This is a genomic window from Sodalis sp. RH14, from assembly GCF_047324285.1.
Classification (GTDB): Bacteria; Pseudomonadota; Gammaproteobacteria; order Enterobacterales; family Enterobacteriaceae; genus Acerihabitans.
The window spans coordinates 1,141,104-1,155,344 of record NZ_CP178739.1 but is presented as its reverse complement, the minus strand read 5'-3'; the positions used below and the strand labels follow the sequence as shown (position 1 = coordinate 1,155,344).

Here is a 14,241-nt window from a genome sequence, read left to right as displayed (position 1 = left end):
ACGCTAAAGAAGATCACTGTAAAATCAATGCATACATTTATGTTATATAAACAGATATGTTATAAATTTTACATAGAGTGACTTTTTAATTAATATTACTCGTTCCTCTACAAAGATATCTATTCCCCATAGTGATAGCAAACAGAGGGATTCATTTCAATAGGCATGCATTGATTATGCAAAAAAGGGTATTCAGGCGGCATTTTTTGATACGCTAAAACTAAAAACCGCGCCCGCTCTATTTAATAACAGACGCCTATCTTATTAAGTTATATAGATTAAAATGGGCAAGTCGCCCTGCCGTCAGCCCAGCACTTAATCGCGAAAATTAGTAAACTGAAACGGCTGGCCCAGCTCTCCGCCTTTGACCAGCGCCATGGCGCCCTGCAAATCATCGCGGGATTTGCCGGTAACCCGTACCTGCTCGCCCTGGATTTGCACCTGTACCTTCAGCTTGCTGTCTTTGATCAGTTTCACCAGCTTCTTGGCCAGGGTGGATTCGATGCCTTGCTTGAGCTTGGCCTCGACGCTATAGGTTTTGCCGCTGCGCGCCATCTCGTCCGGCAGCTCTATCGCCCCGCCCTCAATACCGCGTTTGGCCAATTTTTCCCGCAGGATCTCGACCAGTTGCTGCACCTGGAAATCGGATTCGCTGGTGGCGGTGATGCTTTGGTTTTTTTCATTGAGCTCAAAACTTGCCGGTACGTTGCGAAAATCCCAGCGGGTGGTGAGCTCGCGGCTGGCATTCTCCACCGCGTTGCGAACTTCCTGCATATCTATTTCTGAAACGATGTCAAATGAGGGCATAATGTGTCTCCGGCTGCCATTCTTTGGTTAGCATCATACCCGCTTGGTTTGCCAGATACAAAATACTGTCCGCGGCGTCGGCAAAAAAATGAATAGGCCTAAAACGGCCCTTGATAGGCAGCGAATATGTCTATAATCAGAGCAATCTACGCGCAGGCAGGCGCTGGTTGGCTTAATGCATAGCAAAGGTTAAAACATGAATATTACCGTTCTCGGGTGTGGCGCCATCGGCCAGTTGTGGCTGGCCGGACTGGTGAGCCAGGGGCACAACGTCCAGGGATGGCTGCGCGTGCCGCAGTCGTCTTGTACGGTGGATGTGGTGACGCCCCTGGGGGAGAACGTGCGGCATCAGTTGCCCGCCAACAACGCCGCGCTTTTGTCCGGGAGTGATCTCTTGCTGGTGACGCTGAAAGCCTGGCAGGTTTCCGGCGCCATCCGCACGCTGTTGCCGCAGCTCAGGGCGGACTGCGCCATTTTATTGCTGCATAACGGCCTGGGCACCCGCGAAGAGCTGCCTGCGCTTACCCAGCCGTTGTTGCAGGGCATCACCACCCACGCGGCTTATCGCAGCGAGAGCGGCAGCATTATCCATGTCTATAACGGTACCACCCGTATCGGCCCGCTGACGGAAAACGCGCAGTCCATCAGCCACCTGGCGGAAAAGCTGCACGAGGCGTTGCCGGATGTGGCCTGGCATAACAATATCGCCGCTTCCTGCTGGCTTAAACTGGCCGCCAACTGTGTCATCAACCCGCTGACGGCGGCCTATGAGTGCCGTAACGGCGAGATAGAACAGTATATCGATCAGATCGAAGCGCTGTGCCGCGAAGTGGCGATGGTCATGGATCGCGAGGGATACCATACTTCTTATGAAAGCCTGCTGTTTTACGTTGGGCAAACCATTAAAAGCACCGCGGGCAATACGTCGTCGATGCTGCAGGATATTCGCGCCCAGCGTCATACCGAGATTGACTATATTAATGGTTACCTGGTGCGGCGGGCGCGGGTACATGGCCTGAGCGTACCGGAAAACCAGCGCTTGTATGAGCTGATCAAACAGAAGGAGGACCACTATGGGCGTCTCGGCGATGGTATGTCTGGCGACTGGGAGTGAAGAAACCGAAGCGGTGACCGTGATCGATCTCCTGGTCAGGGCCGGCATTGAGGTAACGGTGGCGGGCGTGGGCAACGCGAGCCATGGGATTGTCTGCTCGCGCGGGGTACGGCTGCTGGCCGATGCCCCGCTGGCGACGGTGGCCGGCCGGGCGTTCGACGTTATCGTCCTGCCGGGCGGAGTCAAGGGCGCCGAGGCCCTGCGCGACAGCGCGGCGCTGATTGATTGCCTGCGCCTGGCAAGTCGCGCCGGCAGACTGATTGCCGCCATCTGCGCGGCGCCGGCGTTGGTGCTGGTACATCATCGCCTGTTTCCTGATGCCGCGTTAACGGGGTTCCCGGCGTTGAAAGACCGGATCCCGGCGTCGCAATGGCGGGACGAGCGGGTCGTTTACGATAAAACGGCGAACCTGCTGACCAGCCAGGGTCCGGGTACGGCGATGGAGTTTGCCTTGCATATTATCGGGCTGCTACTGGGCGGCAGCAAAGCGGCGGAAGTGGCGGCGCAGCTGGTGCTGCCTGCGGGCATACGGGATTTCGCCGGGTAACTCACGCCGGGATCCCGGACGGCGATGGCGAACACGCTTGCCGTTTGCCGTATTTAGCGTACGGCAAACGGCCGGGACGCGGCTTTAAGGCCGGTAAACCTTGACGTTGTGAAAGCCCTGCTCGCGCAGGTACAGCGCCTGCAGCCGGCTCATGACGCCCCGCTCGCAGTACAGGAGATAGGACTTGCTCTGGTCAAGCGTGCCGAACTGGGTGCCGAGCTTATAGAACGGCAGCGCCTGGACCACGATGTTGTCCATCAGCAGCGGCTGGCTTTCCTGCTCGTCCACCGGACGGATATCCAGCACGATATCATTGCCGCCGACGTCGGCCGCGGTTTCCACTTCCTCCACATCCTGGCGGGTCTGCTCGATGATTTCGCGGATATCGATGCTGCTGGCCTCCGCCACCGCCCGTTCGAGCACGCTGAAGTCAAAATGCGCTTCTTCCTGCTCGATACGATGCTTTACGGCCCTGACCGTCGGACTTTTAGAAATTACGCCGCAATATTCCGGCATGGTTTTGGCGAATTCCTCGGTGCCGATGGCGCGCGCCGTATTGATGATCTGCTCTTTATCATGGGAAATCAGCGGCCGCAGCACCAGCGTATCGGAGACGTTATCGATCAGGCGCAGGTTGGTGAGGGTCTGGCTGGAGACCTGCCCCAGGGCTTCACCGGTCACCAGCGCCTGGATGCCGAAGCGTTCCGCCATTTCCGATGCCGCGCGGATCATCATGCGCTTGAGCACCACGCCCATTTGGCCGTCATCGACTTTTTCCAGGATTTCGCCCACCACGGCGGCAAAATCAATGGCGATAAACCGCACCCGGTGGGAACTGCCGTAGCGGTTCCAGAGATGATGCGCCACCTGGCGCACGCCGATTTCATGCGCCGCGCCGCCCAGGTTAAAGAAGCAGTAATGCACCCGGCAGCCGCGGCGCATCAGCATATAGCTGGAAACGCCGGAATCGAAACCGCCGGAAATCAGCGACAGCACATCTTCCTGGGTACCGATAGGGAATCCGCCAATGCCTTCATAGCGCGCGGTGATAAGCAGCAGGCGATCGTCTTCGATTTCCAGGTGGATGGTTTCTTCGGGATGGTTGAGCCGCACGCGGGTGCCGGACACGTTCTGGTTCAGGCCGCCGCCGACGTAGCGTTCCACATCCTGCGAAGTAAATTCATGGGTGCCGCGGCGTTTTACGCGCACGCAAAATGTTTTATCCACCAGCCGGTCGTGGTACTGCGCCAGCGTCTGCACATAAATGTCGTGCATATCCGTATAGGTGTGTTCTTCCACCGCCAGGATATGATGGATGCCGGGAATACGGGTCAGCGCCTCGCAGATAACCGGGCGCTTGCTCTCGTCCTTGGCGCGTACGATGATATGATCCCAATGACGCACCACCGTCAGGGACTCGTCATAATGTTTCATGACGTTGCGGATATTGCTGGCGAGAATTTTAATAAAGCGCAACCGTACCGACTGGCTTTTTATCGTAATTTCCGGAAACAGTTTGATGATAAACTTCATGGCGATAGTCGTTATGTGATCAGAAGAAAAAGGTAACGTAGCGGAACACGTCATATAATAAGATAGGGATAATCCGGCGCAGTACGCCTGGATATTACCCTTAGCATCCGAGGCGCGCAGTATATCACTTTACGCCGCGGCATTGAGCCCAATTTGCTTATCATCGCACTCTGGGCTAACGTTGTCTGTTTTCATATGCCATGCCCTTTACGTTGGTGAAAAAATCGTTATGCCGAAAAAAACCGAACAGCCCGCCAGTTTTGAAACTGCACTAAAAGAATTGGAACAGATTGTCACCCGCCTGGAATCAGGCGAGCTTCCGCTGGAAGAGGCGCTGAACGCATTTGAACAGGGCGTGCAGCTGGCGCGCCACGGCCAGCAGACCTTGCAGCAGGCGGAGCAGCGGGTGCAGATATTGCTTAGCGACGAGAACACTGCGCCGCTGACGCCGTTTACCCCGGACGCGGAATAAACCATGGAGTTCGCGCTGCAGCTAAAGGCCTGCCATCTGCGGGTCGACGGGGCGCTGGACCGGTTTTTCGCTTCCCTGGATCCCCGGGAACCGCTGACCCAGGCCATGCGCCACGGCGCGTTACTGGGCGGCAAGCGCCTGCGGCCGTTCCTGGTTTACCGTACCGGCCAGCTGTTCGGCCTGCCTTTGGCGGACCTGGACGCGCCGGCGGCGGCGGTGGAATGCATCCACGCGTATTCCCTCATCCATGACGACCTGCCGGCAATGGACGACGACGACCTGCGGCGCGGTCAACCGACCTGCCATATTAAATTTGGTGAAACCACCGCCATCCTGGCCGGGGACGCGCTGCAAGCCCTGGCGTTTTCCATTCTGGCCGACGCGCCGATGCCGTCGGTGGCGACGCGGGATCGCCTGGCGATGATCTCGGCGCTGGCCCAGGCCAGCGGCGCGGCCGGCATGTGCCTCGGCCAGGCGCAGGATTTGGCGGCGGAAGTGACGCCGGTCAACCTGGCGGATCTCGAGACCATTCACCGTTATAAGACCGGCGCGCTGATCCGCTCGGCGGTAACCATGGGCGCGCTGGCGGCCGGGGAACCGGGCCGTGCGGCCCTGTCCTTCCTCGATCGTTATGCCGCCGCCATCGGCCTGGCGTTCCAGGTCCAGGACGATATTCTCGACGTGGTGGGCGATACCGCGACGCTTGGTAAACGCCAGGGCGCGGATCAACAGCTGGGCAAAAGCACCTACCCGGCGCTGCTGGGGCTTGATAACGCGCGCGCCAAGGCACATGATCTGATCCAGGAGTCATTGGCGGCTTTAACGCATGTCGAAAGCCTGGGTTATGATACGTCGGCCCTGAACGCGCTGGCACGGTTTGTCATTGAACGCGATAAGTAAAAAAAAGCGTCTTTTTCCATCCCAGATATGAGTATCCGATGAGTATTGATCTGACGAAGTACCCGACGTTGGCCTTAGCCGAAGTACCCGCCGAGCTGCGGCTGCTGCCGAAAGAGAGTTTAGTGAGGCTCTGCGACGAGCTGAGGCGGTTCCTGCTGGACAGCGTCAGCCGCTCAAGCGGCCATTTCGCCTCGGGTCTGGGTACCGTGGAACTTACCGTTGCGCTGCATTATGTCTATAACACCCCGTTTGATCATGTGGTGTGGGATGTCGGCCACCAGGCCTATCCGCACAAAATCCTGACCGGACGCCGCGACCAGATCGGCACCATTCGCCAGAAAGACGGCCTGCATCCTTTTCCCTGGCGCGGCGAAAGCGACTATGACGTGCTGTCGGTCGGCCACTCCTCCACCTCCATCAGCGCCGGGCTCGGCATGGCGGTGGCCGCCGGACATGAAGGCAAAGGGCGCCGTACCGTGTGCGTCATCGGCGACGGCGCCATTACCGCCGGCATGGCGTTCGAGGCGATGAACCATGCGGGGGATATCAAGTCGGACCTGCTGGTGATCCTCAATGATAACGAAATGTCGATCTCCGAAAACGTCGGCGCGCTGAACAACCATCTGGCGCAGATTCTTTCCGGCAAGCTGTACTCTACCCTGCGCGAGGGAGGCAAGCGGGTGCTGTCCGGCATTCCGCCCATTAAGGAGCTGGTCAAGCGCACCGAGGAACATATCAAGGGCATGGTGGTGCCCGGTACGCTGTTCGAGGAACTGGGATTCAACTATATCGGCCCGGTGGACGGGCACGATGTACTGGGACTGGTGCATACGCTGAAAAACATGCGCGCCATGAAAGGCCCCCAGTTCCTGCATATCATGACCAAAAAAGGCAAGGGGTACGCCCCGGCGGAGAAAGATCCCATCAGCTGGCATGCGGTGCCGAAATTTGATCCCGAGACCGGTACCCTGCCCAAAAGCGCCGGCGGGCTGCCCACTTATTCGGCGATTTTCGGCAACTGGCTGTGCGAGACGGCGGCGGCTGACGATAAACTGATGGCAATCACCCCCGCCATGCGCGAAGGCTCGGGCATGGTGCGCTTTTCGCGGCAGTACCCCGGCCAGTATTTCGACGTGGCCATCGCGGAACAACATGCCGTGACCTTCGCCGCGGGCCTGGCCATCGGCGGTTATAAACCGGTAGTGGCCATTTACTCCACCTTTTTGCAGCGCGCCTACGATCAGCTGATCCATGACGTGGCCATCCAGCGTTTGCCGGTATTGTTCGCCATCGATCGCTGCGGCATCGTCGGCGCCGACGGGCCGACCCACCAGGGCGCGTTTGATTTATCCTTCCTGCGCTGCGTGCCCCACATGGTTATCATGACGCCGAGCGATGAAAACGAATGCCGGCTGATGCTGCATACCGGTTATCACTATCAGGACGGGCCGTCGGCGGTGCGTTATCCACGCGGCAGCGGTACCGGCGCGGCGCTGGCGCCGCTGGCGCCGCTGGCCATCGGCAAGGGGATCATCCGCCGCCAGGGCGAAAAGATCGCCATCCTTAACTTCGGCACCCTGCTGGCCGACGCGCGCGTCGTCGCCGACGCGCTAAACGCCACCCTGGTGGACATGCGTTTTGTTAAACCGCTGGATGAAAGTCTTATCGAGGAACTGGCCGCCAGCCACGAAGCGCTGGTGACGCTGGAGGAGAACGCCGTCATGGGCGGCGCCGGCAGCGGCGTGAATGAATTCCTGATGCACCAGCGGCTGCTGGTGCCGGTCTTGAATATCGGCCTGCCCGATCGGTTTATCCCGCAGGGCAGCCAGGAGGAAATGCGCGCCGCGCTCGGGCTGGACAGCGCCGGGATCCAAGCCCGGATTGAGCGCTGGCTGGCCTGAGGGTTTGGCGCGGCGCCTTAGGTAAGCCCGGTGCCGGCGGGCCTACCGTGCCATGGGGCGCTCGGTCGGGCGAAAAAACCACGCCCGATTCGACCCCATCGGCATGCTCTCCCTTGAACACGTCTGCTTTAAGCGCGGTGGTGGCGGGCATACCGCGCCATGGGGCGCTCGGTCGGGCGAAAAAACCACGCCCGATTCGACCCCATCGGCATGCTCTCCCTTGAACACGTCTGCTTTAAGCGCGGTGGTGGCGGGCATACCGCGCCATGGGGCGCTCGGTCGGGCGAAAAAACCACGCCCGATTCGACCCCATTGGCACGCTCTCCCTTGAACACGTCTGCTTTAAGCGCGGTGCCGGCGGGCATACCGCGCCATGGGGCGCTCGGTCGGGCGAAAAAACCACGCCCGATTCGACCCCATCGGCATGCTCTCCCTTGAACACGTCTGCTTTAAGCGCGGTGGTGGCGGGCATACCGCGCCATGGGGCGCTCGGTCGGGCGGGAAAATTACGCCCGATTCGACCCCATCGGCGCGCTCTCCCTTGAACACGTCTGCTTTAAGCGCGGTGGTGGCGGGCATACCGCGCCATGGGGCGCTCGGTCGGGCGGGAAAATCACGCCCGATTCGACCCCATTGGCACGCTCTCCCTTGAACACGTCTGCTTTAAGCGCGGTGGTGGCGGGCTATTTTTCAGTGATTTTCCTGCCATTCGCCCGATGCTTCAGGCTCCGTTTCCGGACGCGACAGCATGGCGGTGGCGATACCGTTGCCCAGGACGTTGATGCCTGAGCGTCCCATATCCAGCACATGGTCGATACCCATCAACAGCAGGATACCCGCCACCGGGATATTAAAACTTGGAATGGTGGCCGCCAGCACCACCAGCGCCGAGCGCGGCACGCCGGCAATGCCTTTGGACGCCAGCATCAGGGTCAGCATCAGCATGGTGATTTCCGCGCCGGTGAGCCGGATGTTATAGGCTTGGGCGATAAACATGGCGGCAAACGAGCAGTAGATCATCGACCCCACCAGATTAAACGAATACCCCAGCGGCAGCACAAACGAGGCGATATTGTTCGGGCAGCCGAAACGCCGCAGCTGCTCGAGGGTCTTGGGATAGGCGGCCTCGGAGCTGCTGGTGGTGAACGCCAGGATCACCGGCTCTTTCAGCATGCTCAGCAGGCGAAACGTGGCGGATTTCAACACCAGGTAACAGAACCCTATCATCAGCACGCAGCACAGCGCGATGGCCAGGTAATAGCCGCCGATAAACGACGCGTAGCTTTTCAGGATGCCCAACCCTTCGTTGGCGATAACCGACGACACGGCGGCAAAGATGGCGAGCGGCGCCATATACATCACATAGCCCGTCACCTTCAGCATGATATGGGAGACCACGTTCAGTCCGTCCGCCAGCGGTTTATTGAATTTCTCCCCCAGCGACGCCCCGGCGATGCCGAAGAATAACGAAAACACCACGATTTGCAGAATTTCGTTATGCCCCATGGCGTCAACGATGCTGGTGGGGAAGGTATGGGCAATAAAGGTCTTGAACGACATGCCGCTGGCGGCAAGGCCGGTATCCACCGCCTGGGCGGGGATTTGCAGGTTAAGGCCGGCGCCGGGCTGCATGAGGGTGACCACCGTCAGCCCGAGCAAAATGGACACCACGGAGGACGAGATAAACCAGAGAAAGGCTTTGCCGCCCAGGGCGCCGATGGCCGAAGTATCGCCCATATTCATGATGCCTACCGTCAGCGTGGTAAATACCAGCGGCGCAATGACCATCTTAATCAGGCGCAGAAAGATGTCGGTTAATAATGCAATATTGTCCGCATAGGCGTGCGCATTCTCCGCGCTGGCAAACTGGTGCACCAGGGCGCCCATGACGATGCCCAGCAGCATAAAGGCCAGGATAAAGGTTGTTAACTTATTAGATTTAGACATAATTTCCCGGTGTTCAATGTACTACGCGTTTATAGTGACGAGGGGTTGAGAGTAAGTCGCACAATCATCCTTAATGAAGAGGTAAGATTCCATGCAATGGGTCAAGGAAAACCGCATTAATGGGTTTGCCGGCCCGGGGGCTGGATGGCAATCACCCCGCCGCCCATAACAATCTGACTATAATGTAATGATTAACATCACCCTCAGGAGAAAAACATGCAGTTTACCACGCTTGGCAAGACCGATCTTCGCGTATCCCGCCTGTGCCTGGGTTGTATGACCTTTGGCGAACCCACAAGGGGCAAGCATGCCTGGACCCTGCCCGAGGAAAGCTCACGGCTGTTGATAAAGCAGGCGCTGGAGCTGGGTATTAATTTCTTCGATACCGCCAACAGCTATTCGGACGGCAGCAGCGAGGAAATCGTCGGGCGGGCGTTAAACGATTTCGCGCGGCGCGAGGACATCGTTCTCGCCACCAAGGTCTTTTTCCCCATGAGCAATCTGTCGGGCGGCCTGTCGCGCGCCAATATCCTGCAATCCATCGACGACAGTCTCTCCCGCCTCGGCACCGACTATGTCGATCTGCTGCAGATCCACCGTTGGGACTACGACACGCCGCTGGAGGAGACGCTGGAGGCGCTGCACGACGTGGTGCAATCCGGCAAGGCGCGGTTTATCGGCGCGTCGTCGATGTACGCCTGGCAGTTTGCCCGCGCCTTGTATACCGCCGATTTGCATGGCTGGACCCGTTTTGTCAGCATGCAGGATCAATACAACCTGATCCAGCGCGAGGAGGAGCGTGAAATGCACCCCCTGTGCCGGGCCGAGGGGATCGCGGTGCTACCCTGGAGCCCCCTGGCGCGCGGCAGGCTGACCCGCCCCTGGGGCGAAACCACCGCGCGGGAAGCGTCGGACCTGGTCAGCAAGGCGCTCTATGATAACAGCGCCGACGCCGACGCCCGCATAGCCGAACGCGTGGCGGCCATCGCCGACAGCAAGGGCGTGTCGCGGGCGCAGGTGGCGCTGGCGTGGGTGCTGAGCAAACCGGCGGTTACCGCGCCGATCGTCGGCGCGTCACGCGCCGAACAGCTTGACGACCTGGTCGGCGCCCTGGACGTTATCCTGGATGAGCAGGACATTGCCGAGCTGGAAACCGCCTACGCCCCGCATTATCCGGTCGGTTTTCAATGATCCGCCGCCGGTGGGCTAACCGGCGGCCAACCCCGCCCGCCATGGGCGGGGTACCGTCCTGATGCCGCCCGGCGGATTCGCCGCCCCATGCCGGTAGCCTCCACCGACGTATCGGGTTCATGCCGGCGCCAGGCGTACCGATACATCAGGTCAGGAACAGCGGCCAGTAATGGCCCACGGCGAAAATTATGCCGGCGCCGATAATACCGGCCACGATGTCATCAATCATGATCCCCATGCCGCCATGCACCTCCCGATCGAACCAGCGGATCGGCCAGGGTTTCCAGATGTCCAGCACGCGAAACAGCACAAAGGCCGCCGCTACCCAACGCCAGTCGTTGACCGGCAAGGCCATCAGCGTAATCCACATGCCGACGAATTCATCCCAGACCAGGCAGCCGTGATCGTGCACGCGCATATCCCTGGCGGTCTGGTGACAGGCATAAACGCCCAGGCAGATGCTTAACATGACCACCAGGGAGTAGAGCTGCCAGGGAAGCTGGATTATCAGGCACCATAAGGGGATTGCCGCCAGGGAGCCGGCGGTGCCGGGCATCCAGGGAAACAATCCGCTGCCGAATCCGGTGGCCAGCAGGTGCCAGGGATTGCGCAGCCTTACCCGCCCTTTGGCAAGGGCCATTTCCATGGTCATGGCTTACTCCTGATTAAAATGGTCAAAACCTTGCCAATCGAACGTGACCGGCTGATTATCGCGCAATAATTGCAGGCCTTCGCTACGCGGCCCAATCTGGCCGATGCAGGTAAAATCGGCGCCGGTATGGCCTAAGGCGACATCGAGCGCGCCGCGGTTTATTTCGGGCACGGTAAAGCAGAGTTCGTAATCTTCGCCGCCGCCCAGGGCCCAGCGCAACGCCTGCTCCGGCGTGGCGTGGCGTCGCAGGGCGGTGGAATAAGGCAGATCGTCCAAATGGATGCGCGCGCCGCATTCGCTCCTGTCGAGGATATGCCGCAGGTCGGAGACGAGGCCGTCGGAGATATCGATCGCCGAACTGGCCAGATCGCGCAGCGCCTGCCCTTGCAGGATGCGCGGCTGGGGACGCAGGTGGCGCCCCAGCAGGTATTGGCGGTCCCGCGGCGAATCGACATCAAGCCGGTTTTGCAGGATAGCCAGGCCGGCGGCGCTGTCGCCCAGGGTACCGGTGACGTAGATCCAATCGCCGATGCGCGCGCCCGAACGGGTGATGGCGCGCCCCGCGGGGATCAGCCCATGGATGGTCAGCGTCAGGCTGAGCGGACCGCGCGTGGTATCGCCGCCGATCAGCTGCATGCCGTAATAATCCAGCTGTTCATACAGGCTGTCGCTATAGGCGGCCAGCCAGGATTCATCAACGTCGGGCAAGGTGAGGGCGAGCGACAGCCAGGCGGGATCGGCGCCCATGGCGGCCAGGTCGCTGAGATTTACCGCCAGGGATTTATAACCTAGGTCGGCGGGAGAGATATCCGGCAAAAAGTGAATACCCGCCACCAGGGTATCGGTGCTGACCGCTATCAGTCGTTTTTCATCAACCGACAGCAGTGCACAATCATCGCCGATGCCCAGTACCACATCGCGCCGAACGCTTCTTACGCGATTGAAATAGCGGGCAATAAGGTCAAATTCGCCACAGGCCATAACCTATCCAAATAGTGTTGTCTATGTTATTGCGGAAAAGGGCCGCGGCCGGAGAACCGGCCGGAAAAACGTTACTTCCTGTTGGGACGGATATGCGGGGCCGCTTTGTCCAGCACGCCGTTGACAAACTTATGGCTTTCTTCCGCGCCGAAGGTCTTGGCCAGCTCAATCGCCTCATTGATGGCCACTTTATACGGCACGTCCAGGCGCTTGCTTAATTCATACAGCGCCAGGCGCAAAATGGCGCGCTCCACATGGCCCAACTCGTCAAGCTGACGTGAAAGGTAGGGTGCCATAAGCTGATCCAGCTCCGCTGCATGCGTCGCCGTACCGGTATACAGCTCGCGAAAATAAGCGATATCCACATCCTTGACATCCTGCTCCGCGAGGAACTGGACTTCAATATCCGCGATATCGTTATGAGATAACTGCCATGAGTAAAGCGCCTGAACGACACATTCACGGGCACGGCGACGAGCAGCAGGTTTCACGAATTTCCCCTTTACTTACGCTTTGATAGCTTTCAGTACGTTAATCATTTCCAGTGCGGTCAACGCTGCTTCCGCACCTTTGTTGCCGGCTTTGGTGCCGGCCCGTTCTATTGCCTGTTCAATGCTTTCCGTCGTCAGCACGCCGAAGGCCACGGGCAGCTCACTGCTCATGGCGACGTCTGATAAACCGGAGCTGCACTCGCCGGCGACATATTCAAAATGCGCGGTGCCGCCACGGATTACCGTGCCAAGCGCCACCACGGCGTCAAATTTTTTACTATTGGCCAATGCGCGGGTTGCCAGCGGCAGCTCGTAGGCGCCCGGTACCCAGACTACGGTGATATTGTCGTCTTTCACCTGGCCGATACGCTTGAGGGCATCAATAGCGCCTTCCAGCAGGCTGTCATTGATGAAGTGGTTAAAGCGCGCAATCGCAATCGCTATGCGGGCATCCGGAGTGGCGACAACACCTTCAATAACGTTCATGGCTTTCCTTCAATTGACAAATGGCGGTAATTGCCCACAAGGGGGCGGATTCTAACATATTCTTTTGCCCGCTGCTCGGGCCAATTACTGCCCGTGGCGCGGTTTAAGCCGCAGGCGGATATCCGGCCCGACCTGGCACAGGTCGGTAAAGTCAAACGCCGGCGCCTGCGCCAATGTCTCCAGTCCCGGCAGGTCGCATAACCCGCGCGCGCCGGCGCCGAGCAGCCTGGGCGCCAGGTAGACGATCAGTTCATCCACCACCCCGGCGTCAAGCAAGGCGCCGGCAAGCGAAGCGCCGGCCTCGACCCACAGGCTGTTTACCTGGCGCCGGGCCAGCAACATCAGCAGCGCCACGATATCGATATGCGCCGTTCCGCCCGGCGCGCCTGCGGCGGCGGGCACCGTCAGCTGTTCGACGTCCTGTGGCCATGGCTGCGAATCGGGCCGCAGACGGGCGAGCACGGTCTGTCCGGCCTGGGCCACCAGACGATGCCGGGGCGTAACCCGATTCCGGCTATCGATAACCACCCGTAACGGCTGGCGCAGCGATGCCTGGGGATACATCTCGCGAATGCTCGGCGGCAGTGAGTCCCAACGCACCGTGAGGGCGGGATCGTCTGCCAATACCGTGGCGGCGCTGGATAAAATGGCGCCGGCCTGGGCGCGGAAAACCTGCACATCCCGGCGGGCCTGGGGCGAGGTTATCCACTGGCTTTCACCCGAGGCCATGGCGGTACGGCCGTCAAGGGAGGCGGCAAGCTTGAGCTGCACATAGGGAAAACCGGTGCGCATGCGTTTGAGAAACCCCGGATTCAGCGCCTCGGCATCCTTCATCATCAGACCGTGCTCAACCGATACGCCGGCCTGGCGCAGGAGATACATGCCGCGCCCGGCAACCTGGGGATTGGGATCTTGCATCGCCACCACCACCCGCGCCACCCCGGCCGCCACCAGCGCGTCGGCGCAAGGCGGCGTGCGGCCGTGATGGCTGCAGGGCTCAAGGGTAACGTAGGCGGTGGCGCCGCGCGCCGCGTCGCCCGCCATGCGCAGGGCATGGACTTCGGCATGGGGCTCGCCGGCGCGCAGATGGTAGCCCTCGCCGACAATATGCCCGTCGCGCGCAATGACGCAGCCGACGTTGGGATTGGGCGCGGTGGTAAAGCGGCCGCGCCGCGCCAGCTCCAGCGCGCGCGCCATGTAGAGTTCATCAAGCGGCATA

At 59.9% G+C, this 14,241-nt stretch carries 14 protein-coding genes; 6 read left to right on the top strand and 8 right to left on the bottom strand.

All coding sequences use genetic code 11. The features are described from left to right. Positions 1-315 precede the first annotated feature (315 nt). Positions 316-807 carry a YajQ family cyclic di-GMP-binding protein gene (locus ACL2XQ_RS05100; protein WP_331122703.1) on the bottom strand — a complete coding sequence of 164 codons (492 nt, stop codon included), beginning with the start codon at positions 805-807 and terminating at the stop codon, positions 316-318. A gap of 196 nt (positions 808-1,003) precedes the next feature. Between ACL2XQ_RS05100 and panE the strand changes: the two genes are divergently transcribed. Together panE and yajL are read left to right on the top strand one after the other, a co-directional pair. Next, a complete protein-coding gene (panE, locus tag ACL2XQ_RS05095) occupies positions 1,004-1,921 on the top strand; it encodes a 2-dehydropantoate 2-reductase (protein ID WP_410016200.1) in 918 nt (305 codons plus the stop codon). Next, on the top strand, positions 1,881-2,468 hold the full coding sequence (yajL, locus tag ACL2XQ_RS05090) for a protein deglycase YajL (RefSeq protein WP_413740110.1): 588 nt from the start codon (positions 1,881-1,883) through the stop codon (positions 2,466-2,468). Before panE ends, yajL begins: the two co-directional genes overlap by 41 nt. Positions 2,469-2,552: 84 nt before the next feature. Here yajL and thiI read toward each other — a convergent pair whose 3' ends face one another. Further along, positions 2,553-4,001 (bottom strand): tRNA uracil 4-sulfurtransferase ThiI, encoded by a 1,449-nt coding sequence (gene thiI / locus ACL2XQ_RS05085; RefSeq protein ID WP_413722254.1) that lies wholly within the window; start codon positions 3,999-4,001, stop codon positions 2,553-2,555. A gap of 229 nt (positions 4,002-4,230) precedes the next feature. Here thiI and xseB point away from each other — a divergent pair, with 229 nt between their 5' ends. The 3 genes from xseB to dxs are packed head-to-tail and all read left to right on the top strand — an operon-like array spanning position 4,231 to position 7,274. Beyond that, positions 4,231-4,473 (top strand): exodeoxyribonuclease VII small subunit, encoded by a 243-nt coding sequence (gene xseB / locus ACL2XQ_RS05080; RefSeq protein WP_410016203.1) that lies wholly within the window; start codon positions 4,231-4,233, stop codon positions 4,471-4,473. A 3-nt stretch (positions 4,474-4,476) separates the two neighbouring features. Next, positions 4,477-5,373, top strand: a complete 897-nt coding sequence (gene ispA, locus ACL2XQ_RS05075; protein WP_413722252.1) for a (2E,6E)-farnesyl diphosphate synthase — start codon at positions 4,477-4,479, stop codon at positions 5,371-5,373. Between the two features lie 38 nt (positions 5,374-5,411). Further along, positions 5,412-7,274, top strand: a complete 1,863-nt coding sequence (gene dxs, locus ACL2XQ_RS05070) for a 1-deoxy-D-xylulose-5-phosphate synthase (protein WP_413740109.1) — start codon at positions 5,412-5,414, stop codon at positions 7,272-7,274. Between the two features lie 690 nt (positions 7,275-7,964). Here dxs and ACL2XQ_RS05065 read toward each other — a convergent pair. After that, positions 7,965-9,221 carry a dicarboxylate/amino acid:cation symporter gene (locus ACL2XQ_RS05065; protein WP_413722251.1) on the bottom strand — a complete coding sequence of 419 codons (1,257 nt, stop codon included), beginning with the start codon at positions 9,219-9,221 and terminating at the stop codon, positions 7,965-7,967. A 216-nt stretch (positions 9,222-9,437) separates the two neighbouring features. Between ACL2XQ_RS05065 and ACL2XQ_RS05060 the strand changes: the two genes are divergently transcribed. After that, positions 9,438-10,412, top strand: a complete 975-nt coding sequence (locus tag ACL2XQ_RS05060) for an aldo/keto reductase (RefSeq protein WP_413722250.1) — start codon at positions 9,438-9,440, stop codon at positions 10,410-10,412. A 145-nt stretch (positions 10,413-10,557) separates the two neighbouring features. Here ACL2XQ_RS05060 and pgpA read toward each other — a convergent pair whose 3' ends face one another. The 5 genes from pgpA to ribD all read right to left on the bottom strand — a co-directional run bounded on the left by pgpA (position 10,558) and on the right by ribD (position 14,240). After that, positions 10,558-11,052 (bottom strand): phosphatidylglycerophosphatase A, encoded by a 495-nt coding sequence (gene pgpA, locus ACL2XQ_RS05055; protein WP_410016608.1) that lies wholly within the window; start codon positions 11,050-11,052, stop codon positions 10,558-10,560. Positions 11,053-11,067: 15 nt separating this feature from the next. Next, complete coding sequence (gene thiL / locus ACL2XQ_RS05050) at positions 11,068-12,045, bottom strand: thiamine-phosphate kinase (RefSeq protein WP_413722249.1); 978 nt, start codon at positions 12,043-12,045, stop codon at positions 11,068-11,070. A gap of 71 nt (positions 12,046-12,116) precedes the next feature. Further along, positions 12,117-12,536, bottom strand: a complete 420-nt coding sequence (gene nusB / locus ACL2XQ_RS05045) for a transcription antitermination factor NusB (protein ID WP_162367690.1) — start codon at positions 12,534-12,536, stop codon at positions 12,117-12,119. 15 nt (positions 12,537-12,551) lie between these two features. Next, a complete protein-coding gene (ribE, locus tag ACL2XQ_RS05040) occupies positions 12,552-13,022 on the bottom strand; it encodes a 6,7-dimethyl-8-ribityllumazine synthase (RefSeq protein WP_413730863.1) in 471 nt (156 codons plus the stop codon). An 84-nt stretch (positions 13,023-13,106) separates the two neighbouring features. Then, positions 13,107-14,240 (bottom strand): bifunctional diaminohydroxyphosphoribosylaminopyrimidine deaminase/5-amino-6-(5-phosphoribosylamino)uracil reductase RibD, encoded by a 1,134-nt coding sequence (gene ribD / locus ACL2XQ_RS05035; RefSeq protein ID WP_413731197.1) that lies wholly within the window; start codon positions 14,238-14,240, stop codon positions 13,107-13,109. Position 14,241 lies beyond the last annotated feature (1 nt).